Source organism: Streptomyces cyaneofuscatus (genome assembly GCF_000718135.1).
Lineage (GTDB): Bacteria > Actinomycetota > Actinomycetes > Streptomycetales > Streptomycetaceae > Streptomyces > Streptomyces cyaneofuscatus.
The window spans coordinates 109,544-135,526 of record NZ_JOEM01000012.1 but is presented as its reverse complement, the minus strand read 5'-3'; the positions used below and the strand labels follow the sequence as shown (position 1 = coordinate 135,526).

Genomic DNA, 25,983 nt, shown 5'->3' with positions numbered 1-25,983 from the left:
CCCGACCGCTCACCTGATCACTCATACGCGGCACTGTACGAGGCCCTCGGTAGGCTGCCATGACCTGTCGACCCGCCGACCGCATCCGAAGAGAGCCCCACCGTGACGCACCCCTTCCTCGACCTCCCCCCGCTGACCGCCGCGCACTTCGCGGCCATCGAGCGACGGGTGGCCTCGCTCCTCGCCACCGAGCAGGACGTCGTCATCACGCAGGGCGAGGCGCTGCTGCCGCTGGAGGGCTGCATCCGCAGCGGTGCCCGGCCCGGCTCGACCGCGCTGAACGTGGTCACCGGACCGTACGGGCAGACCTTCGGCAACTGGCTGCGGGACTGCGGCGCCGAGGTCGTCGACCTCACCGTGCCCTTCCACACCGCGGTGACCGCCGGCCAGGTGGCCGAGGCGCTCGCCGAGCACCCGGAGATCGACTTCGTCTCCCTGGTGCACGCCGAGGCGGCGACCGGCAACACCAACCCGGTCGCGGAGATCGGCGAGGTGGTCCGGGCGCACGGGGCGCTGTTCATGCTGGACGCGGTCGCCTCGGTGGGCGCCGAGCCGCTGCTGCCGGACGCCTGGGGCGTCGACCTGTGCGTGATCGGCGCGCAGAAGGCGATGGGCGGTCCGGCCGGGGTGTCGGCGGTGTCGGTGAGCGAGCGCGCCTGGGAGCGGATCACCGCCAACCCGGCCGCCCCGCGCCGCTCGTACCTCTCGCTCCTGGACTGGAAGGAGCGCTGGATCGACGGCGGCCGCACGGTGCTGCCGCACGCTCCGGCGCAGCTGGAGATGCTGGGCCTGGAGGCGTGCCTGGAGCGGATCGAGGAGGACGGCCTGGACGCGGTGATGGCCCGCCACGCCTCGGCCGCCGCGGCGACCCGGGCGGGTGCGGTGGCGCTGGGCGGCGGTCTGGAGCCGTACGTCCTTGAGGCGCGGGACGCCGCTCCGGTGGCCACGACGCTGCGCGCCCCGGCGGGGACCGACGCCTCCGCGCTGGTCGCGCGGGCACTGGAGCTGGAGCCCTCGCTGCCGCTCATCGCGGGCGGCGGGGCACTGGCCAAGGAGATGATCCGGGTCAATCACTACGGGGCGGATGCGACGCGGGGCGCGGTGCTGTCCTCGCTCGCGGCTCTGGGGGCGGCGCTGGGCGACGCGGGCCGACGGGTCGACTTCGAAGATGCCCGCCGTGCGGTGACGGAAACCTCGCCGGACCTCTGATATTCATAATGCGGGGAGCTGCTTTATCGTAAGCAGCTCCCCGCATTCTTCTGCCCGCTTTCCCGTTCCCTAAACGCGGAAGTTTTTTCGGGGCTCGAACTACATGATTCGGACTCGTCTCAGAGGAGTTACAACCCTGTGACCGACTCCACACCGGCGGCGTTATGCCCGAAAAATTCGGGACAAAGAGCGGGAAATCGTACCCGGATCATGGGGGGCCTCACGCACGCCTGATAACACAGACGGGCGCGTCACCCAACCCTTTGCCTCGATGCAATTTAGAAATTTGCTGGGTAAATTCAATTCGCATGACCGCCGCACCAGCAGATTTTGCCCGTGCCCGAAGCGAATTCCTGAGTATCGACACGCCACGAGTGGAGGACGGAGCCGCGATCTGGCGCATCGCCCGCGACTCCGAGGTCCTGGACCTGAACTCCTCGTACAGCTACCTGCTGTGGTGTCGTGACTTCGCCGCGACGTCCGCCGTCGCCCGTGGCGAGGACGGCGAGCCGATCGCCTTCGTCACCGGCTACATCAGGCCCGACCGCCCCGAGACCCTCGTCGTCTGGCAGGTCGCCGTCGACCAGGCACATCGGGGCAAGGGACTCGCCGCCACCCTGCTGGACGCGCTGACCGGCCGCGTCGCCTCCGACCAGGGGCTTTCCTGCGTCGAGACGACGATCACCCCGGACAACACCGCCTCCGACCGGCTGTTCACGTCCTACGCCCAGCGGCACGACGTCCCGCTGGAGCAGGAGGTCCTCTTCGACGGGGGGCTGTTCCCCGAGGGAACGCACCTGCCGGAGGTCCTCTACCGGATAGGCCCCTTCGCCGACTGAGCCGCCTGAGCGGACAGGCTCCGTTCCCGGCCCGGCGTACCTGACCCGTACGCCGGTTTTCCCACGACTTTTCGCGCCGGCCGACCACCCGGCGCGGTCCCGGCCGCCTCCGTGCGGCAGGGAGCACCGACCACTGCCCGTCACACCCCCTCACGCAGGAGATCCGCTGTGACCATCACACCGCCCGCACTGAGCGTCTTCGAGACCCTGGAGTCGGAGGTCCGTAGCTACTGCCGCGGCTGGCCCGCCGTGTTCGACCGCGCGCAGGGCGCCCGGCTGACCGACGAGGACGGCCACACCTACCTGGACTTCTTCGCCGGGGCCGGCTCGCTCAACTACGGCCACAACAACCCGGTGCTGAAACGAGCACTGATCGACTACATCGAGCGCGACGGCATCACCCACGGCCTGGACATGGCGACCACCGCCAAGCGCGCCTTCCTGGAGACGTTCCAGAACGTCATCCTGCGCCCGCGCGACCTCCCGTACAAGGTGATGTTCCCCGGCCCGACCGGCACCAACGCCGTCGAGTCGGCGCTGAAGCTGGCCCGCAAGGTCAAGGGCCGCGAGTCCGTCGTCTCGTTCACCAACGCCTTCCACGGCATGTCGCTGGGCTCGCTCGCCGTCACCGGCAACGCGTTCAAGCGGGCCGGCGCCGGCATCCCACTGGTGCACGGCACCCCGATGCCGTTCGACAACTACTTCGACGGCACCGTCCCGGACTTCCTCTGGTTCGAGCGGCTCCTCGAGGACCAGGGCTCCGGGCTGAACAAGCCCGCCGCCGTGATCGTGGAGACGGTCCAGGGCGAGGGCGGCATCAACGTCGCGCGCCCCGAGTGGCTGCGCGCGCTCAAGGAGCTGTGCGAGCGCCAGGACATGCTGCTGATCGTGGACGACATCCAGATGGGATGCGGCCGTACCGGCGGCTTCTTCTCCTTCGAGGAGGCCGGCATCGTCCCGGACATCGTCACGCTCTCCAAGTCCATCAGCGGCTACGGCCTGCCCATGTCGCTCTGCCTGTTCAAGCCGGAGCTGGACATCTGGGAGCCGGGCGAGCACAACGGCACCTTCCGCGGCAACAACCCGGCCTTCGTCACGGCCGCCGCCGCGCTGGACGCCTACTGGGCCGACGGCCGGGTGGAGCAGCAGACCAAGGAGCGCGGCCTCCAGGTCGAGCAGGCGCTGCTGGCGATCTGCGCCGAGGAGCCGACCGCACAGTTCCGCGGCCGCGGCCTGGTCTGGGGCATGGAGTTCGAGGACCCGGCGCGCGCCTCGGCGGTCTGCGCCCGCGCCTTCCAGCTGGGGCTCCTGCTGGAGACCTCCGGCCCGCAGAGCGAGGTCGTCAAGCTGCTGCCGCCGCTGACCATCACCACCGAGGAGCTGGACGAGGGCCTGCGCACGCTGGCCCGCTGCGTCCGCGAGACGGCCTGACCCGGCGAGTCCGGGGCAGGCGAGAAGTAGAGCCCCGGGCCTCGTAGGCCCGGGGCGGCATTCAAGAGAAAGGCACTGCTCACCGTGATCGTCCGATCGTTCAAGGACATCGAGAACACCGACCGGCATGTGAAGGCCGCGTCCGGCACCTGGGAGAGCAAGCGCATCGTGCTCGCCAAGGAGAAGGTGGGCTTCTCGCTCCACGAGACCGTGCTCTACGCGGGCACCGAGACCTCCATGTGGTACGCGAACCACATCGAGGCCGTCCTGTGCACCGAGGGCGAGGCCGAGCTCACCAACGACGAGACCGGCGAGACCCACTGGATCTCCCCGGGCACGATGTACCTGCTGGACGGGCATGAGCGGCACACCCTGCGGCCCAAGACCGACTTCCGCTGCGTGTGCGTCTTCAACCCTCCCGTCACCGGACGGGAGGACCATGACGAGAACGGTGTCTACCCACTGCTGACCGAGGAGGCCTGAACCACCATGACCACCGAAGTACGCGCCGATCTGTACCCCTCGCGCGGCGCCGCCGAGATGACCACTCCCCGCCAGGACCCGGTCATCTGGTCCGCGCCGGGCGCACCGGGCCCGATCGCCGCCAAGGATCTCCAGGGCTACGAGCACGACGGCTTCCTCACCGTCGACCAGCTCATCACCCCGGACGAGGTCGCCGTCTACGAGGCGGAGCTGAACCGGCTGATCACCGACCCGGCGATCCGTGCCGACGAGCGCTCCATCGTGGAGAAGCAGTCGCAGAACGTACGGTCCGTCTTCGAGGTCCACAAGATCAGCGAGGTCTTCGCCGGTCTGGTCCGTGACGAGCGGGTGGTGGGCCGGGCCCGCCAGATCCTCGGCTCGGACGTGTACGTCCACCAGTCCCGGATCAACGTGAAGCCGGGCTTCGGGGCCACGGGCTTCTACTGGCACTCGGACTTCGAGACGTGGCACGCCGAGGACGGTCTGCCGAACATGCGGACCGTCTCCGTGTCGATCGCGCTCACCGAGAACTTCGACACCAACGGCGGGCTGATGATCATGCCCGGTTCGCACAAATCGTTCCTCGGCTGTGCGGGCGCGACGCCGAAGGACAACTACAAGAAGTCGCTCCAGATGCAGGACGCCGGCACCCCGTCCGACGAGGCGCTGACGAAGATGGCCGACCGCCACGGCATCAGGCTCTTCACGGGCAAGGCCGGTTCGGCGACCTGGTTCGACTGCAACGCCATGCACGGCTCGGGCGACAACATCACCCCGTACGCGCGCTCGAACGTCTTCATCGTCTTCAACAGCGTGGAGAACGAGGCGCAGGAGCCGTTCGCGGCACCGATCCGCCGCCCCGAGTTCATCGGGGCGCGGGACTTCACCCCGGTGAAGTAGCGCCGCGCGGAGACAGCTTCAGGGCCCGGGACGGTACGCCGTCCCGGGCCCTGCCGCGTAACTCGCTGGACCCGGCACCGGCCACCGGTCAGGGTGGCGGCCATGACTTCTCACGTACGGCACATCACCGTCGGCTGCGCCGACGCGTACACGCTCGGCACCTTCTGGTCCCAGGTGCTCGGCGCCCCGCTCGCCGACGACGACTTCCCCGGCGATCCGGAGGCCCTGCTCGAAACCCCCGGCGCGGCGATCCTCTTCGTGCAGGGGCCCGACGCGAAGACCGTCAGGAACCGGGTCCACCTCGACATCCAGCCGCAGGACCGCACCCGGGACGAAGAGGTCGAGCGGCTCCTCGCGCTCGGCGCCACCCTGGTGGAGGACCACCGCAAGGCGAACGGGCGGGGGTGGGCGGTGCTGGCGGATCCCGAGGGAAACGAGTTCTGCGTGGAGTGCTCCGCCGCCGAGCGGGCCGCGCTGACCGGGACCCGGCTGCCGGTCACCGCCGACGACGTCACGACCGCCGTCCGGCTCGCGGTGGACACGCTGGCCGGGGCCCCGGCGGACCGCTGGGACACGCCCGCCGGGACGCTGGAGTGGACGTGCTGGGAGACGGTGGAGCACCTGGGCGACGACCTGTTCGCGTACGCCGTCCAGTTGGGCCCGCGGACGCCCCCGCTCGACCGTGAGGTGCCCTACCGGTGGACCGCCGACCGGCAGGGCGCCCCGGCCAACTCGGTCTTCGCCGACCGGGCGGCCGGGCCCGCCGGGCTGCTGGCGACCCTGGAGGCGAGCGGGGCGCTGCTGGCCGCGATGGCCAGGACCACCCCGCCCGAGGTGCGCTCGTACCACGTGTTCGGGGTCTCCGACCCGGAGGGCTTCGCCGCGATGGGTGTGGTGGAGACCCTGGTGCACACCCATGACCTGGCCGTGGGCCTGGGCCTTGACTGGGCGCCGCCCGCCGCGCTCTGCGACCGGGTGCTGGCCCGGCTCTTCCCCGACGCCCCGGCGGGCGGCGACCGGTGGACCGTCCTGCTCTGGGCGACCGGCCGCGCCGAACTGCCGGACCACCCGCGCCGCACGGAGTGGCGGTGGGACGGGCGGCCCCTGGAGGATCAGACGGCGTCGAGCGCCGGGTAGCGCGGACCGGTCAGACGGCGTCGAGCGCCGGGTAGTCGGTGTAGCCCTTGGCGTCGCCGCCGAAGAAGGACGACGGGTCGGGGGTGTTGAAGGGGCCCCCGGCCCTGAGCCGGGCGGGCAGGTCCGGGTTGGCGAGGAAGAGCACGCCGTACGAGATCAGGTCGGCGATCCCGTCGTCGATCACGGTGTGGGCGTCCGGCCCGGTCGGCCCGTCGGAGTGCACGTTGATCAGGACGGTGCCGGTGAACACCTTCCGCAGGGTGAGGGTCAGCTCGCGGATCGGGGCGCCCTCCAGGATGTGGAGGTAGGCGAGGCCGAGCGGCTCGATCTCCTGGACCAGCGCGGTGTAGACGGCCTCCGGGGCGGGCTCGTCGATGTCGTTGTAGACGTTCGAGGGCGAGATGCGCAGTGCGGTGCGCGCCGCGCCGATCTCGGCCGCGACCGCCTTGACGACCTCCACGGCGAACCGGGTGCGGCCGGTCTCCGAGCCGCCCCACGCGTCGGTGCGCAGGTTGGTGTTGGGCGCGAGGAACTGGTGGATGAGGTAGCCGTTGGCGCCGTGCAGCTCCACGCCGTCGAACCCGGCCTCGATCGCGTTGCGGGAGGCGGAGACGAAGTCGGCGATGGTCTGCCGGATCTCGGCGTCGGTCAGCTCGTGGGGCTCCACGAAGTCCTTGGGGCCCTCGTGGGTGTAGACCTGTCCCTCGGCCCTGACCGGGGAGGGACCGACCGGGACCAGGCCGTCGGGGAGCAGGACCGGGTGGCCGATGCGGCCCGCGTGCATGATCTGGGCGAAGATCCGGCCGCCCTCGGCGTGCACCGCGTCGGTGACCTTGCGCCAGGAGGCGACCTGCTCGGCGCTGTGCAGCCCCGGCGTGAAGGGGTAGCCCTGGCCGACGACGGAGGGCTGGATGCCCTCGGTGATGACGAGGCCGGCCGAGGCGCGCTGGGCGTAGTAGGCGGCTGTGAGCTCGGTGGCCGTACCGCCCTCGCCCGCCCGGCTCCGGGTCATCGGGGCCATCACGATGCGGTTGGCCAGCGGGGTGCCGGACAGGTCGATCGGGTCGAATGCGGTGGTCATGCGGGCTCTCCAAAGAATATGCGGCAAGGAGTACGAGACCGGCCGGGCAAAGTATGTGGTCGGCCAATCATTGGCACTGGCGTCACTGTAGCTCATTACTTGGCCGACCAAGGTAAAGTGTGGGCAAGAGCCGCCGGGCATCATCGAAGCCCCACCTGAGCCCCACCGGAGCAGCACCGAGGAGCCCCGACATGGACACCGGCCACGCCGCCACCGCAGACGTCCCCTGTACCGACGCGCTGCCCGGAGCAGCGCTCGGCGGGCCCGTCAGCCACGCCGTCTCGCGCGTCGCCCGGCTGCACCGGATCGCGGCGGGGAAGCTGCTGAAGGGGCTGGGCCTCTACCCCGGTCAGGAGCTCCTGATGATGCACCTGTGGGACTCGGGGCCGGTCCGCCAGTCCGAGCTGATCCGGACCCTGGACCTGGACCCGTCCACGGTCACCAAGATGCTCCAGCGCCTGGAGCAGACCGGGCACGTACGCCGCCGCCCCGACCCGGACGACCGGCGGGCCGTGCTGGTCGAGGCGACCGACGAGAGCTGCGCGCTGCACGCGGCGGTGCGGGACGCGTGGGGCAGCCTGGAGGAGCACACGCTCGCGGGCCTGGAGAGCGATGAGCGTGCGGAGCTGACGCGGCTGCTGGCGAAGGTGGAGGCCAACCTCTGCCAGGAGACGGAGGGGTGCCCGGAGCGGGGCTGAACCACCACCGCACCTCTCAGCCCGGCACGTCCAGCACGTCCAGCACCCGGTCCACATCCGCCTCCGTGTTGTAGAGGTGGCAGGAGATCCGCAGGTTCCCGGCCGGGGCCGAGACCGCGATCCCGGCCCGGGTGAGCTCGTCGTGGCGGCGCTCCAGCCCCGGCACGGAGACGATCGCCGACTCCCCCGGCACCACCTCGTGCCCCAGCTCCGTCAGTCCCGAGCGCAGCCGGGCGGCGAGCGAGGTGGCGTGCGCGTACAGCGCGTCGGTGCCGATCTCCGCGAGCAGCGCGAGGGAGTGCTCGGCCCCGTGGTACGAGAGGAAGGCGGGCGGCTCGTCGAACCCCCGGGCGCCGGGGGCGAGCCGCTCCAGCGGGCCGTAGTTGTTCGTCCAGGGCGCACCGGCGGAGACCCACCCGGCGAAGAGCTTCGGCAGGGTGTCCTGCGCCTCCTCGGTCACAGTGAGGAACGACGTACCGCGGGGGCAGAGCAGGTACTTGAACCCGCCGGTGACGGTGTAGTCGTACGCCCCGGCGTCCAGCGGGGACCAGCCCGCCGACTGGGTGGCGTCGAGCAGCGTCCGGGCCCCGTGGGCGGCGGTCGCCGCGCGGACGGCGGCGAGGTCGGCGACCCGGCCGTCGGCCGACTGGACCGAGGAGAAGGCTACGAGCGCGGTGGTGGGCCGTACGGCACCGGCGAGGTCCGCGAGCGGGACGTACCGCATCCGCAGGTCGCCGCGGAGCGCGAACGGGCTGACGACGGAGGCGAACTCCCCCTCCGGCGCCAGGACTTCGGCGCCCGGCGGGAGCGAGGCGGCGATCAGCCCGACATGGACGGTGACCGAGCTGCCGGTGGCGACCCGGTCCGGCCGGACCCCGGCGAGCCGGGCGAAGCCGGTCCGGGCCGCCTCCACCGCGTCGAAGCTGCCCGCGCCGATCCGGCGGCCGGCGGCGTTCTCGTCGGCGAGGGCCTTGACGGCGGCGATGGTGCGGCGGGGCAGCAGCCCCCAGCTGGAGGTGTTGAGGTACGTGACCTCGGGCGCGAACTCGGCGGCGGCCACCTGGCTGAGCGGAGAGATCGTCATGCGCCCAGCCTGGAGCCCCCGCGACTCATAGTCAATTGCCGGAATTCGCGGGGCGCACCCAAGAAATACTTATGACCGAGGCTGGCACTCAGCCCTTCGGAACCTCACAGGCGCCGTCCGTGTCGCAGGCCGCCGCGTCACCGCCGACGGTGGTCAGCGCGGTGGCCGGGCGGTCCTTCCACGCCTGCTCCAGCGCCTGGACGAAGACCTCGGAGGGCTGGCCGCCGGAGATCCCGTACCGCCGGTCGAGCACGAAGAACGGCACCGCGTCGGCGCCCAGCTCGGACGCCTCGCGCTCGTCGGCCCGGACCTCGTCGGCGTACGCCTCGGGGTCGGCGAGCACCGCACGCGCCTCGTCGGCGTCGAGCCCGGCCTCCACGGCGAGGGCGAGCAGCACGTCGTCGTCGAAGACGGACCGCACCTCGGCGAAGTTGGCCCGGTAGGCGAGGGTCAGCAGCTCGTCCTGGCGGCCCCGGGCCTTGGCCAGGTGCAACAGCCGGTGGATGTCGAAGGTGTTGCCGTGGTCCCGGCCCTCGGTGCGGTATCCGAGCCCCTCGGCCTGCGCGTTGGCCGCGACGTTGGCCTCCATCGAGGCGGCCTCCTCGCGGGTCCGCCCGTACTTGGCGGCCAGCATGTCGATGACCTGCTCGGTCTCCCCCTTGGCCCGCCCGGGGTCCAGCTCGAAGGAGCGGTGCACGACCTCGACCTGGTCCCGGTGGGCGAACTCGGCGAGGCCCTTCTCGAAGCGGGCCTTGCCGATGTAGCACCAGGGACAAGCGATATCGGACCAGATCTCGACGCGCATGACTCTTCTTCTCTCCAGGGTGACGGGGGTCGCGGACAGGCGTGCGGAGGCCGCCCCACAGGGCGGGCCTCTCGGTCGAACACCGGACCTGACCTGGTCATTCCCGAGGCCAAAACGACGAAAGCGCGCACGTCCGGCCGCATCGGGCGGCTGGACGTGCGCGCGACACGGCCCCCGTGGGGCGGTCAGGAACGCATCCGCGAAGTTCCCCGGTTCGCACCCGGGGCGGGCACGTCAGGAGGGAGGCATCTGCCACGGGTGGACACACGTCACCAGCTCGGGGTGGTACATCGTGCCGGGCCCGCACTGGAAGTCGAAGCGGGTGAACTCCTCGCCCTCACCCGAGAAGTCCACACAGCGGTAGAAGCGGGTCTTGTCGTCCGGGTTGGGGTGGAACCCCTCCTCGGTGCAGGCCGGAGGCTCGTCGGCAGCCTGCGCGGGGGCTGCATAGGTGAGGCCGGCGAGGGCGAGCAGCAGGGCCGCTGCGATACGGCGCGTACGATTCATGATCTGGAAACGATCTTCACGTGTTCGGGCTACGGCCCGTACGGGTGATCCGCCCGCCGCTCGACAGCCCCCGTACGTCACCGCCCGTCGCGCAGGTCCTCCACTCCCCCGGCCAGGAACGCGATCCGGTCGAAGACCGCGCCGCAGCCCTGTCCCGTGGGCGACTGCACCAGGAAGCCCGCCCGGGCGGCCGCCCGTTGCCCGGCCGTGCCCAGGGTGAAGACGCGGACGAAGGTCCAGGTCTCGCCGTCGGCGGAGGCGTGGAAGGCGTAGGCGTTGCCGGTGCGGCTGAGCCGGAGCCAGTAGCTGTCCTCCTCCACCACGAAGGCGTTGGCGTCGTCGGAGTGGCCCCGGGTGACGACGCTGCACACGGTCGCCAGGCCCGAGGAGTGCTCCAGGCAGAGCTTGGCCCACGCGCGGTCCCCGAGGTGGAGGTGGAGCGCCCCGGCGTCGCCCGCCGCGACCAGGCCGGGGCGGACGCGGGCGAGGAGGCGGAAGTCGCCGTCGCCCACCGCACCGAGCAGGCGTGGCGTGTCGGCCGCCGGGTCCAGGGCGTCACCGGACGGCGGTACGAAGAGGTCCTGGCCGGGGCCCGCGCGGCCGGTCAGGACGGAGCCGGCGTGGGTCCAGCGGCCGTCGGGGCCCTCCGGGGCCAGGGCGAAGGGGAGGCCGTCCAGGTGCAGGGTCATGCGCGGGATCCGATCAGGTGCGGGTTCAGGGTCATGGGCGGAATCCGATCAGGTGCGGGTCCAGGGTCATGCGCGGAATCCGATCAGGTGCGGGTTCAGGCTCACGCGCGGCGTCCGTCCACGCGGCGGGGCAGGTCCAGGGGGTTGGCCTCGCGCAGTTCCGGCGGGAGGAGCGGGTCGGGGGTGTTCTGGTACGTCACCGGGCGCAGCCAGCGCTCGATGGCCGTCGCGCCGACCGAGGTGGAGGGGGAGGTGGTGGCCGGGTAGGGGCCGCCGTGGTGCTGGGCGGGGGCGACGGCGACGCCGGTCGGCCAGCCGTTGACCAGGATGCGCCCGGCGAGCGGGGTGAGGGCGGCGAGGAGCCCGGCCGCCTCGGGGTCGTCGCCCTCCGTCGCGGTCTGGAGGGTGGCGGTGAGGTTGCCGGGGAGCCGGGCGAGTACGGCGGCGACCTCGTCCTCGGATCCGTACCGCGCGATCACGGTGACCGGGCCGAAGCACTCCTCCAGGAGCGCGTCGTGCGGGCCTTCGGCGGTCAGGGCGGCGGCCGGGACGGTCAGGAAGCCGGCGGAGACGGTGTGTTCGCCGCCCGCGCCGGGGGTGACGGGGGTCTCGACGTCCGGGAGGGCGGCCCGTTCGCGTACGCCTGCGAGGAAGGCGTCCCGCATCCGGTGGTCCAGCATCACGCCGGAACCGGCGGAGCTGACCGTCTCGGTGAGGGCCTTCACCAGCCGGTCGCCCGTGTCGCCGGACGGAGCGAGGACGAGGCCGGGCTTCGTGCAGAACTGGCCGACGCCCAGGGTCATCGAGGCGCCCAGCCCGGCGCCGATCTCCGGGGCACGCTCGGCGGCGGCCGCCTCGGTGACGACGACCGGGTTGAGCGAGCCGAGTTCGCCGTGGAAGGGGATGGGGGCGGGGCGGGCGGCCGCCGCGTCGAACAGGGCGCGGCCGCCGCGTACCGAGCCGGTGAAGCCCGCCGCGCTCACCAGCGGGTGGCGGACCAGCTCGACGCCCGCGTCGAAGCCGTGCACCAGGGTCACCACGTCCTCGGGCAGGCCGGTGCGGGCGGCGGCGCGGCGGAGCACCGAGACGCAGAGTTCGGAGGTGGCCGGGTGGCCCGGGTGCGCCTTGACGACGACCGGGCAGCCCGCCGCTAGGGCGCTGGCGGTGTCGCCGCCGGGGACGGAGAAGGCGAGCGGGAAGTTGCTCGCCGCGTAGACGGCGATGACCCCGAGCGGGATCTTCCAGCGGCGCAGGTCGGGCCAGGGCGGGGTGCGGGAGCCGTCCTCGTGGTCGATGCGGATGTCGAGGTAGGCGCCCTCGTCGACGACCTCCGCGAAGGCCCGCAACTGGGCCGCGGTGCGCGCGAGTTCCCCGGTGAGCCGGGCCGGGCCGAGGGCGGTCTCCGCGTCGGCGGCCTCGATGATGTGCGGGCCGGACTTCTCCAGCAGCTCGGCCGCGGCGCGCAGGAAGGCGGCGCGTGCCGTGCGGTCGGCGAGGGCGTCGCGTACGGAGTGGGCCGCCCGGACCACCCGGTCGACCTCCTCGGCGGTGGCCTCCACGGCCACCTGCTCGCGCGGGTTCCCGCTGCGGGGGTCGACACTCCAGACTGGTGCTGCACTCACCGTGATTCCCCTCGGGTCCTGGAACACCGGCCAGAGACGTTCGGTATTCTGAACAGAGTTCCTGATCGTGAATGTGCTCGGACTCTATTTCCGGGCCTTCCGTGTTGGCAATGGCCGAAGGCCGAAGAAGGAGCGTGGGGCGATGTCGGTCGCCGAGTCCGGTGGGGCACAGGTCAAGTCCGCGGTGCGCACGGTGGAGCTGCTCGAATACTTCGCGGGGCGCCCCGGCATGCACTCGCTCGCCGCCGTCCAGGAGGCCGTGGGCTACCCCAAGTCCAGCCTCTACATGCTGCTGCGCACCCTGGTGGAGCTCGGCTGGGTGGAGACGGACGCGACGGGCACGCGGTACGGGATCGGGGTGCGGGCCCTGCTGGTGGGCACCTCCTACATCGACGGCGACGAGGTCGTGGCGGCCGCCCGGCCCACCCTGGACCGGCTCTCCGACGACACCACGGAGACCATCCACCTGGCCCGGCTCGACGGGACGAACGTGGTCTACCTCGCCACCCGGCAGTCCCAGCACTATCTGCGCCCCTTCACCCGGGTCGGCCGCCGGCTGCCCGCGCACTCCACCTCGCTCGGCAAGGCGCTGCTGGCCACCCACAGCGACGAGCAGGTCCGCAAGCTGCTCCCCGAGACGCTCCACGCGCTGACCGAACACACCATCACCGACCGCGAGAAGCTCATCGAGGAGCTGCGCCTGGTCCGGGAGCAGGGCTACGCGGTGGACCGCGAGGAGAACACCCTCGGCCTGCGCTGCTTCGGCGTGGCCATCCCCTACCGGACGCCCGCCCGCGACGCGGTCAGCTGCTCGGTGCCGGTCGCCCGCCTCACCCCCGGCCACGAACAGACGGTGAAGGACGCCCTGCTGGACGCCCGCGACCGGCTCACGCTCGCCACGCGGAGGCTCTGATCTCTCCCGCGTTCTCCCCCGTGCGGCGGAGGCGGATCGTCGCCGGGCAGGAGGCGCGGACGGCGTCCGCACGGGAGCGTTGTCGTCATGACGACAACGAACCGGGCCCCCGCCCCGCCTCCGAAGGCCCCGTACCGCATCGGCCGGGTCCGGACCGTGGCGCGGGCGCTCGCCGTCGCGGCCTGCGTGCCCTACGCCGGCCTCAAGCTCGCCTGGCTGGCGGGCAGCCGGGCCGGTATCCCGGACGGGAGCCCGCTGCTGGACGGGGGCGTCGTGCTGGCCGTCGGCAATGCGGCCACGGTCCTGATGGCCGGCTGCGTCGCCGTCCTCGCCCTGCTGCTCACCCGGCCCTGGGGCCTGCGGGTGCCCGCCTGGCTGCTGGTGGTGCCGATGTGGGTGGCGAGCGGTCTGCTGCTGCCGGTCATGACGGCCTATCCGCTGCAGATGGCCGTCCGGCTCCTCGGCGGCGACGGCGGGCAGACTTCCGGAGGGGCGGGCGATCCCTTCCTCGACTCGTGGGTCTTCGGCGTCGTCTACAGCGGCTTCATCGTCCAGGGGATCGCGCTGGGCACCCTCTTCGCGCTGTACGCCGAGGAGCGCTGGGGCCACCTCTGGCAGGGCCGGCTGCGGGACCTTCCCCGTACTCCCTCCTCCCCCGTCCTGCGGGTCACCGCCGTGGCCGCCGCCCTGGTCGCCCCCGCGCCGGGGCTCGCCCATCTGCTCTGGGCGGCCGGCTCGACGGCCGGGCTCGACGAGGGGCGCGTGGCGGGGCGTACCAGCGACTTCCACGTGCTCGAAGCCGTCAACGCGCTCTTCGTGGCGGTCGCCGTCGCCGGGGTGCTGCTGCTCGCCTTCCGGCGCGGGGGCCGGCTCCCGTTGCGGGTGCCGCTCGTCCTGGTCTGGGCCGGTTCGGCGCAAGTGGCCTGCTGGGGAGGGTGGTTGAGCCTCGCCGCGCTGGTGGGTGCGGGTGACGTCACCGATCGGCCGACGACGGCGATGGTGCTGATCTACGCTGGGCAGATGCTGGTCGGAATCGTCATCGCGCTGCCGGTCGCGCACCTCCTCGCGGAGCGCGCGGCGGCCTCCAGGCCTTCCGAAACCCGTTCCGGCACCCGCGCGTGAGGCTGTTCGCCCCGCTGATCGGGCGGCGGGCGCGGCTGCGCTGGCTGCATCTGATCGTCGGCGGCGCGCTGTTGATGCCGTACTTCCTGGTCGGCACGGTCCTGGTCAGCATGGCGGGCGGCGGGGCGGGGCTCTTCTCCTCCGTGCCCGCCCAGTTGGCCGCGTTCGCCTGTGCCCTGCCGATGGTGGCGGTCAGCGGCTTCTTCCCGCTCGTCCGGCCGCTGTCCGTGGCCGCGGCCCGGGCCCTGTGCGGGGTCCCGCCCGCCCTGCTGGCCGACGGGCCCGCGCGGACCCGGCAGGCCCGGGTGCGGACCACCGCCTGGTTCACGCTGCACCTGGGCCTCGGCGGGATCGTCAGCGGGATCACGCTGGCGCTGACGCCGTTCGCCCTCGCGGTGGCGGGGCTGCCGTTCTCGGCGGCGCTGCGCGAATCCTGGCTGGCGGCCGGAAGCGGCGTGCTGGTGGAGCCGTGGGCCCTGGCCCTCGCGCCGTTCGCCGGGCTCGCGATGCTGGTGGCGATGGCGCTGGTGGCGGCGGGCGCCGGGGAGCTGCTGGCCCGGCGGGTGCCGGTGCTGCTCGGGCCGACGCCCGAGGACCGGCTGGCCGCCGCCGAGCGCCGGGCGGCGGACCTGGCCGTGCGCAACCGGCTCGCCCGGGAGCTGCACGACTCGGTGGGCCATGCCCTGAGCGCGGTGACCCTCCAGGCGGGGGCGGCCCGGCGGGTCCTGGACCGGGATCCGGAGTTCGTCCGCCGGGCGCTGACCGCGATCGAGGAGACGACGCGGCGGACGGTCGGCGAGCTGGACGCGGTGGTGGGGCTGTTGCGGCGGGACGAGGAGCCGGGGAGCGGGGATCCGGGGGATGAGGGGACGGCGTACGGTCCTGGGCTCGACGCGCTCGACGGGCTGCTGGCGCACTGCGGGGTGCCGGTGGCGTACGAGCGGGAGGGCGACCCGGGCGACCTGCGCGTGGTGGTGCCGGTGGTCTCGCGGGAGGCGTACCGGATCGTGCAGGAGGGGCTGAGCAACGTCCTGCGCCACGGCGGGGGCAGCACGCCCACCGCACGGCTGCTGATCGCGGTACGGGAGAGGGAGCTGGAGATCGTGATGGAGAACCCGCCGGGCGACCGGCCCGCCGTGGTGCGGCCCGGGGGCGGCCGGGGGCTGCGCGGTATCGAGGAGCGGGCCGCGCTGCTGGGCGGCCGGAGCGAGGCGGGACCGTACGACGGCACCGACGGCTCCACCTGGCGGCTGGCCGTCCGGCTGCCGCTGACGGCGCACGGCGAGGAGCGGTGATGAGCGGGGCGCCGACGCCGGTGCGGGTCGTGGTCGCGGACGACGAGGAGATGGTGCGTACGGCGCTGCGCGCGATCCTGGACGCGGAGCAGGGCATCGAGGTGGTCGGGGAGGCCGCCACCGGGGCGGAGGCCGTCTCCGTGGTGCGCGCGCTGCGGCCCGATGTGGTGCTGATGGACGTACGGATGCCGGAGATCGACGGCATCCGTGCGACCGAGCAGATCCTCGCCACGCTGGAGGACCCGCCGAGGATCGTCGTCGTCACGACCTTCGAGAACGACGCGTACGTGTACGACGCCCTGCACGCCGGAGCCGCCGGGTTCCTGCTGAAGCGGTCGGCGGCCGAGGAGCTGGTGCAGGCGGTGCGGCTGGTGGCGTGCGGCGACTCGCTGCTGTATCCGGCGGCGGTCCGCACCCTGGCCGGCCGGCACACCCGGCGGCGGGAGACCCCTGACCCGGCGTGGGTGGCGCGGCTGACCGGGCGGGAGGCGGATGTGCTGCGGCTGATGGCGGCGGGGCTGACCAACGCGGAGATCGCGGGGCGGCTCGCGGTCGGTCCGGCGACGGCGAAGACCCATGTGGCGGCGGTCCTCGCGAAGACCGGCGCCCGGGACCGTACGCAGGCGGTCATCGCGGCGTACGAGTCCGGGTTCATCACCCCGGGCTGAGCCCGAGGCCCTCGGAACCCGGCCTTCACAGCCCGGCGGGCCGCGTGAGAAATCGGTGAGAAGCGGCACAACCGGGAACGGGCGGAACGCCCCCGCTCGTCCCTCCAGCGGGATGAACAAGACAATCAGGCGCGCTTCGGTCTTCTGCCTGCTCATGGTGCTCGCCCTGCTGGTGCGGGCGACGTGGGTGCAGGGCTACCAGGCCAAGGCGCTCGCAGACGACGAGCACAACCGGCGGAACACCATCGCGCAGTACGCGCATCCGCTCGGGGACATCATCGTGGCCGGTTCGCCGGTCACCGGATCGAAGGGGACCAGTGGTGGCGACCTCCGGTACAAGAGGACCTACACGCAGGGCGAGCTCTACGCGGCCGTGACGGGCTACAGCTCGCAGGCGTACGGGGCGACCCAGCTCGAAGGCATCTACAGCGACGTCCTGGACGGCACGGACGACCGCCTGAAGAACCCGGCCGACCTGATCACCGGCGAGCAGGCCGCCCCGGGCAACGTCCTCACCACGATCGACCCGGGCGTCCAGAAGGCGGCGTACGAGGCGCTCGGCGACGACAAGGGCGCGGCCGTGGCCATCGACCCGAAGACCGGCCGCATCCTGGGCATGGTCTCCACGCCCTCGTACGATCCCTCCGCCATCAGCGGTACGAACGACGGCGACGCCTGGAAGAAGCTGCTGGACGACCAGGAGAAGCCACTGGTCAACCGGGCACTGCGGCAGCCGCTGGCGCCGGGTTCCACGTTCAAGCTGGTGGTCGCGGCGGCGGCGCTGGAGAACGGTCTGTACGGCTCCGTCGACGAGGCGACCGACAGCCCCGACCCGTACACGCTCCCCGGCACCCGTACCGTCCTGCGCAACGAGAACGCCTCCGCCCCCTGCGAGAACGCGACCCTGCGCACCGCCCTCCAGTACTCCTGCAACAACGTCTTCGCCAAGGTGGCCGCCGACCTCGGCCAGGACAAGGTGAAGAAGATGGCGGACGCCTTCGGGTTCGACACCAAGAAGCTGGACGTCCCGGTGCGGGCGGCCGAGAGCGTCTACCCGACCGGTATGGACAAGGCGCAGACGGCGCTGACGGGCATCGGCCAGTTCGAGGTCACCGCGACCCCGCTGCAGATGGCGATGGTCACCGCGGCCCTCGCCAACGGCGGCGAGCTGGCCGCGCCGCACATGGTCTCGTCGGTGACGGACGGGGACGGTTCCACGCTGGAGGAGACCGGAGACGGGGAGAACGAGCGGGTGGTGGAGGAGAAGACCGCCGAGCAGCTCCGCAGCGCGATGGTGACCGTCGTCGAGGAGGGCACCGGCACCAACGCGAGGATCGCCGGGGCCGAGGTCGGCGGGAAGACGGGGACCGCGCAGAACGGCGTGGACAACAGCAACACCCCGTACGCCTGGTTCACGTCGTACGCGAAGGACGACAGCAGCGGCAAGGAGGTCGCCGTCGCGGTGATCGTCGAGGACTCCGGCTCGGCGCGCTCCGAGGTCAGCGGCAACGGCCTGGCGGCGCCGATCGCGCAGAAGATGATGAAGGCGGCGCTGGAGCGGTGAGCCGGTCACGGGGGCCGGTGACCGCGCGCCGACCGCGCGCACCGGCCCCCGTACGGCGTCCCGCTACTTCACGCCGAGCAGCTGCTCGACCGGGTCGATCGCGAAGTAGAGGGCGAACAGCGCCGAGGAGGCCCAGAGCAGCCAGTGGACCCGGCGGGCCCGGCCCAGGGCGGTCTGAATGACGACGTACGCGAGGAATCCGGCCCCGATGCCGTTGGTGATCGAGTACGTGAACGGCATCACCGCGATCGTCAGGAACGCCGGGATCGCGATCTCGTACCGCTCCCAGTCGATGTGCCGCACCTGCGCCATCAGCAGGAAGCCGACGGCGACGAGCGCGGGGGCGGCGGCCTGGGCGGGGACGACGGTGGCAAGCGGGGTGAGGAAGAGGGCGACGGCGAAGAGGCCGCCGGTGACCAGCGAGGCGAACCCGGTCCTGGCGCCTTCCCCGACCCCGGCGGCGGACTCGATGTAGGAGGTGCTGGAGGAGGCGGAGGCCGCCCCTCCGGCGACGGCGGCGGCCCCGTCGATGAGCAGCACCCGGCCGAGGTTCGGCACCTTGCCGTCCTCGTCGAGCAGTCCGGCCTCGCTGGAGACGCCGACAACGGTGCCCATCGTGTCGAAGAAGTCGCTGAGGAGCAGGGTGAAGACGAGCAGGACGATGGTGATGATCCCGACCTGCTGGAACGCGCCGAAGAGGCTGAAGGCGCCGAGCAGCCCGAAGTCGGGGGCGGCGACGATGTCGGCGGGTACGGCCGGGACGGTCAGTCCCCAGGCGGCGGGGGCGATGCCGGCGATCTCGTTGATGACGATCGCGACCACGGTCATGGCCACGATGCTGATGAGCAGCGCGCCCCGGACCTTGCGGGCCAGCAGGGCGACCGTGAGCAGCACCCCGAGGCAGAAGACCAGGACCGGCCAGCCGGAGAGGTGGCCGGTGGCACCGAGCTGGACGGGGACGGAGCCGGTCTCGCCGGGGATGCGGGTGGCGAATCCGGCGTCGACGAAGCCGATGAACGCGATGAAGAGGCCGATGCCGACGCTGATCGCCTGCTTGAGGGCGGGCGGGATGGCGTGCATGACCGCCTCGCGGAGGCCGGTGACGACCAGGACGCAGATCAGCAGCCCTTCCAGGACGATCAGGCCCATGGCGTCGGGCCAGCTCATCAGCGGGGCGATCTGGTACGCGACCACGGCGTTCAGGCCGAGTCCGGCGGCGAGGGCGAGCGGCAGGTTGCCGCCGACGCCCATGATGACGGTCATCACGGCGGCCACCAGGGCGGTGGCGGTGACCAGTTGGGGGCCGGAGAGCTGCGCCCCGAACTTGTCCTCGGCCGAGCCGAGGATGATCGGGTTGAGCACCAGGATGTAGGCCATCGTGAAGAAGGTGGCGAACCCGCCGCGTATCTCGCGCGCGAAGGTGGAGCCCCGGGCGGTGATGGCGAAGAAGCGGTCGACGGCGCTGCCCGGGGGAACGGCTTTCCCCGGAGGAGTGGCCGCCCCGGGGGTGGTCGGCTCGTCCGGCGGGGTGGTCGGGGACGGTTCGGGCATGGCGCTCCTCGGTGACGGACATCCGGTGGTGATGGGTAGCTGGATTGTTCCGTCAGGGAGGGGAGTTCAGGTTTTCGCCGTGTTACGCCTTGCCGGGAAGCGAGGAGCCTCCCGTCGGTCGGCCGTCGGCCCGCTGAACTACCAGCGGCTGGCGGGCCCGGCCGGAGCGGGGACAGTGCCCACCGTGATCTTCGAGGGCGGGCGGCCGGGCGCTCGTGCTGGGCCCCCGTACAGGCCGCGCTCGCCGATGTCGCGCCGACGGTGGTGTACGACCGCAGCGGTCTGGGCCGCAGCCCCGCGCCCCGGCCGGGGTCTCGCGCCGGCCGGGGTCTCGCGCCGGCTGCCCGCCCTCGCCGACGACCTGGGCGATCTGCTGGCCCGGCTCGGGCTGCTGGGCCGCGCCTACCGCTCCCTCACCGCCGCCCTGCCGCCCGACGCCGCCGCCGACATGCGGGCGGAGGGGTACACCGTCGCCATGACCCGCACCCGGGGCCGCGAGCTGGAGGACGCGGCGGGCGACCTGCGGGCGCTCCTGGAGAACCCGCCGGGGCTCGCGGGGCTGCCGGTGACGGTGGTGTCGGCGGGGCGGTTCTCCCCCGGTATGCCGAAGGCCGTACGGGAGCGGGCCACGGTCTCGCGCGCGTACCGGGCCCGGCAGTCGCCGCACGGACGGCATGTGGTGCTGCCGGAGGCGGACCACATGGTGCTGACCTCCTCGGCGGCGGAACTCGCGGAGGAGGTACGGCGGTCGGTGGTCCGCCTCCAGCTCCGGCGGCCGACAGCCCCTTACCGCGCCCCGCCGGCGAACGGGATCTCCGTGGCGGGCGCCGGCCGGACCGGTCCCGCCGGGTGCGTCCAGAGCCCCGCATCGTCCAGCCGGGGCAGGACGCCCTCGCCGAACCAGTACGCCTCCTCCAGGTGCGGGTAGCCGGAGAGCACGAACTCGTCGATGCCCAGGGCGTGGTACTCCCGGATCCGGTCCGCGACCTCCGCGTGGCTGCCGACCAGGGCGGTGCCCGCGCCGCCCCGGACGAGGCCGATGCCGGCCCACAGGTTGGGGTGGATCTCCAGACCGTCCCGGCCGCCGCCGTGCAGCTCCAGCATCCGCCGCTGGCCCTCCGACTCGCTGCGCCGCAGACCCTCCTGGACCGAGCGCACGGTCGCCGGGTCGAAGCCCGCGAGCAGCCGGCCCGCCTCCGCCCAGGCCGCCGCGGAGGTGTCGCGGGTGATCACGTGCAGCCGGATGCCGAACCGTACGGTACGGCCCTGTTCGGCGGCGAGCGACCTGATCCAGGCGATCTTCTCCGCGACCTGGGCCGGGGGCTCGCCCCAGGTGAGGTAGACGTCCGCGTGGCGGGCGGCGACGCGTCCGGCGGCCGGGGAGGAGCCGCCGAAGTAGACCTCGGGGACGGGGTCGGGGAGCTGGGTGAGCCGGGCCTGCTCGACGTGCAGGTGGTCGCCGTCCAGGTCGACGGTCTTGCCGTCCCACAACTGCCGGACGATCTCGAGGAATTCGCCGGTGCGGGCGTACCGGGCGTCCTTGTCCAGGAAGTCCCCGTAGGCGCGCTGTTCATGGCTCTCGCCGCCGGTGACGACGTTGAGCAGCAGCCGGCCGCCGGTCTGCCGCTGGTAGGTGGAGGCCATCTGGGCGGCCAGCGTCGGCGAGATGAAGCCGGGGCGGAAGGCGACCAGGAACTTCAGCCGCTCGGTGTGCTGGCTCACCATCGCGGTGGTCAGCCAGGCGTCCTCGCACCAGGCCCCGGTGGGGGTGAGCACCCCGGTGAAGCCGACGTCCTCGGCGGCGCGGGCGATCTGGGCGAGGTAGCGGACCGTCGGCGGCCGGTCGCCGCCCGCCGCCGTGACCGGGGTGCCGTGGCCGCCGCCGACGACATGGCGGCTGTCGCCGTTGGTGGGCAGGAACCAGTGGAAGGTGAGGGACATCGTGTCTCCGGATGGGTGGTGAGTCAGAGGAGGCCGTGGCGGGGCGGGCGGGTGCCGTTGAGGACGTAGCGCCCGATGTGCTGGATCTTCCAGCGCGCCGGGTCGTGCAGGGTGTGGGTGCGGGCGTCGCGCCAGTGCCGGTGCAGGTTGAGGCTGTCGAGGGCGGCGCGCGTCCCGGAGACCTCGAAGAGCGCGTCCGCGATCTCCAGCGCCGCACCCCCGGCGTACGCCTTCGCCGCCGCGACGGCGATCGACGCCTCGGCCGCGCTGTCGTCGTCCAGGCCTGCCCGTGCCGCGTCCACCGCCCGGGCCGCGGTGGCCAGCAGGGCGTCGGCGGCCCGGCGGCGGAGGTCGAGTTCACCGAAGCGCTGGATGAGGAGGGGGTCCTCGGCTGCGGTGTCGTACCCGCTCTCGAACCAGGGCCGGCTCCGGGTCGTCACGAACTCCACCGCCTCGGCCAGCGCGCCCGCCGCGATCCCCGCGTCGATGGCGGTGTGCAGCAACTGGGCTATCGCGCCGTGGAGTTGGGGGCCGATGAAGGTGAGGTGGTGGGGTACGACGTGGGCTGCGGGGACCACGACATCCGCCAGTTCGACCGTGCCGCTCGCGGTCGTCCGCTGGCCCATGCCGTCCCAGTCGTCGGTCACCGTGAGGCCGGGCGCGTCGGCGGGGACGTACGCGACGTGGAGCAGGTCGTCCTCGGCGCGGGCGAGGACGGGGATCCAGTCGGCGAAGAGGGCCCCGGTGGAGTAGTTCTTCACCCCGGTCAGGAGGTACGAGCCGTCCTCGGCCGTGATGAGCCGGGTCCGGATGTCCTGGAGGTGCTTGGTCCCGGCCTCGGACTGGGCGTTGCCGAAGCGGCGGCCGGCCAGCACCTCGGCGAAGAAGAAGGCCTGCTGCTCCGGACTCCCCTGCTGGCGCAGGACGTTGACGTACGCGAAGTGGCTCTGCGGGATCTGCGCCAGGCTGGCGTCGGCGGAGGCGAGCAGCCGGAAGACCTCCGCGAGGGTGGCGGCGGAGACATCGGCCCCGCCGTGCTCGGCAGGCACGGTGACGGCGAGGAGGCCGGTGGCGGTGAGGCGGTCGAGTTCGGCGCGGGGCAGCTCGCGCCGGGCGTCCCTCCTGGAGGCGCCCGGGCGGAACTCCTCGGCGAGGGCGGCGGCGGTGCGCAGCGCCTCGGCGTCGTCGCGGATCACCCGCGCGGTGAGGGGTGGTCGTCGGGTCGGCGCGGTCACGGGGCCAGCCTCCAGGAGCGGTACGGATCAGGAGTGGTACGGGTCAGGAGCGGTACGGATAGGGAGCGGTACAGGGGTCAGCGGGTGGCGGGGACCGGAGCGGTCCGGTCCAGGGCGGCGGCGAACTGGGCGACCACCTGGTCGAGCGGGGCGGCGGACGCGGGGTCGAGGACGACCGAACCGTCGTCGCCCGCCGTGATGTGCCGGTCCAGGACGAACCAGCCCGGGACGATGTGCGCGGCGCCCATGGAGGAGAGCACCGGGCGCAGGGCGTAGTCGAGGGCCAGGACGTGGGCGGTGGTGCCGCCGGTGGCGAGCGGGAGGACGGTCTTGCCGGTCAGGGCGTACTGGGGCAGCAGGTCCAGGAGGGTCTTGAGGAGCCCGGAGTAGGCGGCCTTGTAGACGGGGGTGCCGATGACGATGCCGTCGGCGCGGGCGAACAGTTCGGTGGCCCGGACGATCTCGGGGTGCGCGAAGTCGGCGCCGAGGAGGGCCTCGGCGGGCAGCGTACGGACGTCGAGCGGTATGACCTCGTGGCCCTGGGCGCTCAGGTCGGCGTCGAGGTGACGCAGGAGGCGGGCGGTGCGGGAGGTGGCGGAGGGGCTGCCGGAGACCGACAGGACGGTGGCCATGGGACCTCGTTTCTGGGCCGGGGGCGGTGGATGGTCCGCCCCCGGCCCGGCGGGAGCGGGTCAGGAGTACCAGGTGGGTTCGGGCAGTTCGCCGGTCAGGACGTGGCGTCCGACCTCGCGGCGCTTGTAGGCGACCGGGTCGTGCAGGGTGTGGGTGCGGACGTTGCGCCAGAAGCGGTCAAGCCCCTCGGCGGAGGCGGTCGCGCGGGCCCCGGTGACCTCGAAGATGCGGCTGGTGACCTCCAGGGCCACCTCGGTGGCGCGGGCCTTCGCCGCCGCGACCCGGACCTCGAACTCGCCGCGTGCCTGCTCGGTCACCTCGTCCGGGGCGTCGTGCAGTTTCTGCCCCTCGGCGGCGACGGCGTCGGCCAGGGCTTCGACGGCCCAGAGTTTGGCGGTCAGGTCGCCGTACGTGTCGATGACGTACGGCTCGTCGACCGCCTGCTCGTACCCGCCGTGCAGCCAGGAGCGGGCCTTGGTGCGGGTGTAGGTGGCGGCGGTCTCCAGGGCGCCGGCGGCGATGCCGAGGTAGAAGCTGATGAAGACCAGCTGGATCGTCGGCACGTTGAGGGTGTTGTAGACGCGGGGCCGGAACTCCTTGTCCACGTAACCGGCGGCGGAGGCCCACGGGGTGCGGACGCCGTCGATGGTGACGCCGCCGCTCTCGGTGAGGCGCTGGCCGATGTTGTCCCAGTCGTCGTGGAAGACCAGCCCCTCGCTGTCGGAGGGCACGATGGCGAAGATGTGCTGGTCGGTGCCTTCCAGGACGCCTTCGAGGACGGTGACGTCGGAGACCTTGCTGCCGGTGGAGAAGGTCTTGGCGCCGGTGAAGACGAGGTCGTCGCCGTCCTCGGTGACCACGACGTCGCTGTCGCGCGGATTGACGGCGCCGCCGAAGAACCAGGTCTGCCGGACGGCCTCGGCCTCGACGTGCTCCCACTGCTCGCGGGTGCCGACGAGGCGGGCCGCCCAGTTCCAGAGGTAGTGGTAGCCGAGGAGCTGCCCGATGGAGCCGTCGGCCTTGGCGACCTCGCGGATCACCCGGTAGGCGGTCGTCCAGTCCTGGCCCCCGCCGCCGTGTTCGGCCGGGCCGAGCAGGGTGACGAGCCCGGAGTCCTTGAGCAGCTGGATCTCGGTGTACGGGGTGGCGCCCGCCTTGTCGCGGGCGGCGGCGTCGGTGGCGAGGAGGGCGGCGACCTCGGCCGCGCGGCCGATCCACCCCTGGGGGCTGTCGGGGGCGGGGAGGGTCTTCCACTGGGTGGGTGCTGCGGTGCTCATGCTGAACCTTCCGACGACGAAGTGGCCTGGTGGTGCTGCGGCCCGTGTTCCTCCAGCTCACGGACGAGCGGCAGGACGTTCTTGCCGAAGTACTCGACCTCCTCGTGGTAGTGCAGGAAGCCGAGGAGCAGCAGGTCGACGCCGAGGCGCTTGTAGGCGACGATGCGCTCCGCGATCTGTTCCGGGGTGCCGATGAGTCCCGTACGGAAGCCGTCGTTGTACTGGACGAGGTCCTCGAAGGAGGAGTCCTGCCACATGCCCTTGCCGTCGGCGGTGGAGCTCCCGGCCTGCTTGACGGCCGAGCCGAAGCCGTGGACAGCCTCGGTGTCGGCCTTGGCGACGATTTCGCGGAGGGTGTCGCGGGCCTCCGCCTCGGTGTCGCGGGCGATGAGGAAGCCGTTGAGGCCGAAGCGGGGCGGGGTGCGTCCGGCGCTCTCGGCGGAGGCCCGGACGTCCTCGATCTGCTCGGTGACGCCGTCGAAGTCCTTGCCGTTGGAGAAGTACCAGTCGGAGACCCGTCCGGCCATCCGCCGGGCGGCGGTGGAGTTGCCGCCCTGGAAGATCTCCGGGTGCGGGCGCTCCGGCGAGGCGATCGGCCTGGGCTTCAGGGTGAAGTCCCGGATGCGGTAGAAGTCCCCGGCGAGTTCGGCGTGGTCCTCGGTCCAGACGGCGCGCAGGGCCCGGATGAACTCCTCGGAGCGGCGGTAGCGCTCGTCGTGCTCCAGCCAGGGTTCGCCGAGCGCGGTGAACTCGTCCTTGAACCAGCCGCTGACCACGTTGACGGCGAAGCGTCCGTTGCTCAGGTGGTCGGCGGTGGCGCCCAGTTTGGCGAGGACGCCGGGGTGCCAGAGGCCGGGGTGGACGGCGGCGATGACCTTGAGCCGCTGGGTCGCGAGCAGCAGGGCGAGGCTGAAGGAGGTGGACTCGTGCTGGTACTCGGCGCCGTAGCTGGCCATGTAGCGGACCTGGCTGAGCGCGTAGTCGAAGCCGTTGTTCTCGGCGAGGACGGCGAGTTCGCGGTTGTAGTCGTACCCCCAGTCGGTGCGCTGCTCGATCGTGCTGGTGACGAGGCCGCCGCTGACGTTGGGCACCCAGTACGCGAAGCGGACCGGGTCGGCGGAGGAGGACGTGGGCATGGGGTTCTCCCGGAAGGCTGAGCATGGCGGAGGGGCCCCGGTGATCGAGAAACCCGATCAGGGGCGAGGGGCGCGGGAGGAGAGGAGCGTCCGGGCTGCGGTGGTCACCGCACGAGCGCGACGGCGTACGCGGAGGTGCACGGCGTACGCGGAGGTGGACGGC

24 protein-coding genes are annotated in these 25,983 nt (G+C 72.5%); 12 read left to right on the top strand and 12 right to left on the bottom strand.

Annotation, left to right across the window (positions count from 1 at the left end; genetic code table 11):
- Window positions 1-102 precede the first annotated feature (102 nt).
- The 6 genes from IF17_RS0120855 to IF17_RS0120830 all read left to right on the top strand — a co-directional run bounded on the left by IF17_RS0120855 (window position 103) and on the right by IF17_RS0120830 (window position 5,999).
- On the top strand, window positions 103-1,209 hold the full coding sequence (locus IF17_RS0120855; protein ID WP_030568133.1) for a pyridoxal-phosphate-dependent aminotransferase family protein: 1,107 nt from the start codon (window positions 103-105) through the stop codon (window positions 1,207-1,209).
- A 308-nt stretch (window positions 1,210-1,517) separates the two neighbouring features.
- Complete coding sequence (ectA, locus tag IF17_RS0120850; protein ID WP_076967583.1) at window positions 1,518-2,048, top strand: diaminobutyrate acetyltransferase; 531 nt, start codon at window positions 1,518-1,520, stop codon at window positions 2,046-2,048.
- A gap of 168 nt (window positions 2,049-2,216) precedes the next feature.
- On the top strand, window positions 2,217-3,479 hold the full coding sequence (gene ectB, locus IF17_RS0120845) for a diaminobutyrate--2-oxoglutarate transaminase (protein WP_030568131.1): 1,263 nt from the start codon (window positions 2,217-2,219) through the stop codon (window positions 3,477-3,479).
- A gap of 84 nt (window positions 3,480-3,563) precedes the next feature.
- A complete protein-coding gene (locus IF17_RS0120840; RefSeq protein WP_018488170.1) occupies window positions 3,564-3,962 on the top strand; it encodes an ectoine synthase in 399 nt (132 codons plus the stop codon).
- Between the two features lie 6 nt (window positions 3,963-3,968).
- Window positions 3,969-4,862: an ectoine hydroxylase gene (gene thpD, locus IF17_RS0120835; protein WP_030568129.1), complete on the top strand. Its 894-nt coding sequence runs from the start codon at window positions 3,969-3,971 to the stop codon at window positions 4,860-4,862.
- Between the two features lie 102 nt (window positions 4,863-4,964).
- On the top strand, window positions 4,965-5,999 hold the full coding sequence (locus tag IF17_RS0120830; protein WP_030568127.1) for a VOC family protein: 1,035 nt from the start codon (window positions 4,965-4,967) through the stop codon (window positions 5,997-5,999).
- A 10-nt stretch (window positions 6,000-6,009) separates the two neighbouring features.
- Here IF17_RS0120830 and IF17_RS0120825 read toward each other — a convergent pair whose 3' ends face one another.
- Window positions 6,010-7,080 carry an alkene reductase gene (locus IF17_RS0120825; protein ID WP_030568125.1) on the bottom strand — a complete coding sequence of 357 codons (1,071 nt, stop codon included), beginning with the start codon at window positions 7,078-7,080 and terminating at the stop codon, window positions 6,010-6,012.
- 191 nt (window positions 7,081-7,271) lie between these two features.
- Here IF17_RS0120825 and IF17_RS0120820 point away from each other — a divergent pair, with 191 nt between their 5' ends.
- Window positions 7,272-7,778, top strand: a complete 507-nt coding sequence (locus IF17_RS0120820; protein ID WP_030568122.1) for a MarR family winged helix-turn-helix transcriptional regulator — start codon at window positions 7,272-7,274, stop codon at window positions 7,776-7,778.
- Between the two features lie 16 nt (window positions 7,779-7,794).
- On the opposite strand, the gene IF17_RS0120815 is transcribed toward IF17_RS0120820, so the two are convergent.
- The 5 genes from IF17_RS0120815 to IF17_RS0120795 all read right to left on the bottom strand — a co-directional run bounded on the left by IF17_RS0120815 (window position 7,795) and on the right by IF17_RS0120795 (window position 12,485).
- A complete protein-coding gene (locus IF17_RS0120815; RefSeq protein ID WP_030568120.1) occupies window positions 7,795-8,862 on the bottom strand; it encodes an aminotransferase class V-fold PLP-dependent enzyme in 1,068 nt (355 codons plus the stop codon).
- An 88-nt stretch (window positions 8,863-8,950) separates the two neighbouring features.
- Window positions 8,951-9,667, bottom strand: coding sequence for a DsbA family oxidoreductase (locus IF17_RS0120810; RefSeq protein WP_030568118.1), 717 nt, complete (start codon window positions 9,665-9,667; stop codon window positions 8,951-8,953).
- A gap of 234 nt (window positions 9,668-9,901) precedes the next feature.
- Window positions 9,902-10,174 (bottom strand): chitin binding peritrophin-A domain-containing protein, encoded by a 273-nt coding sequence (locus IF17_RS0120805; protein ID WP_030568116.1) that lies wholly within the window; start codon window positions 10,172-10,174, stop codon window positions 9,902-9,904.
- A gap of 77 nt (window positions 10,175-10,251) precedes the next feature.
- Window positions 10,252-10,863: a DUF1349 domain-containing protein gene (locus tag IF17_RS0120800; protein WP_030568114.1), complete on the bottom strand. Its 612-nt coding sequence runs from the start codon at window positions 10,861-10,863 to the stop codon at window positions 10,252-10,254.
- A 101-nt stretch (window positions 10,864-10,964) separates the two neighbouring features.
- A complete protein-coding gene (locus tag IF17_RS0120795) occupies window positions 10,965-12,485 on the bottom strand; it encodes an aldehyde dehydrogenase (NADP(+)) (RefSeq protein WP_078615982.1) in 1,521 nt (506 codons plus the stop codon).
- 142 nt (window positions 12,486-12,627) lie between these two features.
- Here IF17_RS0120795 and IF17_RS0120790 point away from each other — a divergent pair, with 142 nt between their 5' ends.
- The 5 genes from IF17_RS0120790 to IF17_RS0120770 all read left to right on the top strand — a co-directional run bounded on the left by IF17_RS0120790 (window position 12,628) and on the right by IF17_RS0120770 (window position 18,047).
- Window positions 12,628-13,398, top strand: a complete 771-nt coding sequence (locus tag IF17_RS0120790) for an IclR family transcriptional regulator (protein ID WP_030568110.1) — start codon at window positions 12,628-12,630, stop codon at window positions 13,396-13,398.
- Window positions 13,399-13,485: 87 nt separating this feature from the next.
- A complete protein-coding gene (locus tag IF17_RS0120785) occupies window positions 13,486-14,520 on the top strand; it encodes a hypothetical protein (protein WP_209437773.1) in 1,035 nt (344 codons plus the stop codon).
- Entirely contained in the window at window positions 14,517-15,815 is a 1,299-nt protein-coding gene (locus IF17_RS0120780) for a sensor histidine kinase (protein ID WP_030568107.1), read from the top strand. The genes IF17_RS0120785 and IF17_RS0120780 overlap by 4 nt, the downstream gene beginning before the upstream one ends.
- Window positions 15,815-16,483 carry a response regulator transcription factor gene (locus IF17_RS0120775; protein ID WP_030568104.1) on the top strand — a complete coding sequence of 223 codons (669 nt, stop codon included), beginning with the start codon at window positions 15,815-15,817 and terminating at the stop codon, window positions 16,481-16,483. Before IF17_RS0120780 ends, IF17_RS0120775 begins: the two co-directional genes overlap by 1 nt.
- A gap of 112 nt (window positions 16,484-16,595) precedes the next feature.
- Entirely contained in the window at window positions 16,596-18,047 is a 1,452-nt protein-coding gene (locus IF17_RS0120770; RefSeq protein ID WP_030568102.1) for a peptidoglycan D,D-transpeptidase FtsI family protein, read from the top strand.
- 63 nt (window positions 18,048-18,110) lie between these two features.
- Here the strand turns inward: IF17_RS0120770 and IF17_RS0120765 are convergent, their stop codons facing one another.
- The 6 genes from IF17_RS0120765 to sfnG form a co-directional block, all read right to left on the bottom strand.
- Window positions 18,111-19,598 carry an NCS2 family permease gene (locus IF17_RS0120765; RefSeq protein WP_030568100.1) on the bottom strand — a complete coding sequence of 496 codons (1,488 nt, stop codon included), beginning with the start codon at window positions 19,596-19,598 and terminating at the stop codon, window positions 18,111-18,113.
- Window positions 19,599-20,384: 786 nt separating this feature from the next.
- The gene (locus IF17_RS0120755) at window positions 20,385-21,539 is read right to left on the bottom strand and encodes an LLM class flavin-dependent oxidoreductase (protein ID WP_030568096.1); all 1,155 of its coding nucleotides are present in this window, start codon (window positions 21,537-21,539) and stop codon (window positions 20,385-20,387) included.
- A gap of 23 nt (window positions 21,540-21,562) precedes the next feature.
- Window positions 21,563-22,735, bottom strand: coding sequence for an SfnB family sulfur acquisition oxidoreductase (locus tag IF17_RS0120750; protein WP_030568095.1), 1,173 nt, complete (start codon window positions 22,733-22,735; stop codon window positions 21,563-21,565).
- Window positions 22,736-22,851: 116 nt separating this feature from the next.
- Complete coding sequence (ssuE, locus tag IF17_RS0120745; RefSeq protein WP_018512187.1) at window positions 22,852-23,406, bottom strand: NADPH-dependent FMN reductase; 555 nt, start codon at window positions 23,404-23,406, stop codon at window positions 22,852-22,854.
- A 60-nt stretch (window positions 23,407-23,466) separates the two neighbouring features.
- The gene (locus tag IF17_RS0120740) at window positions 23,467-24,684 is read right to left on the bottom strand and encodes an acyl-CoA dehydrogenase family protein (RefSeq protein ID WP_030568094.1); all 1,218 of its coding nucleotides are present in this window, start codon (window positions 24,682-24,684) and stop codon (window positions 23,467-23,469) included.
- Window positions 24,681-25,820: a dimethylsulfone monooxygenase SfnG gene (sfnG, locus tag IF17_RS0120735; protein ID WP_032772323.1), complete on the bottom strand. Its 1,140-nt coding sequence runs from the start codon at window positions 25,818-25,820 to the stop codon at window positions 24,681-24,683. The genes IF17_RS0120740 and sfnG overlap by 4 nt, the downstream gene beginning before the upstream one ends.
- Window positions 25,821-25,983 lie beyond the last annotated feature (163 nt).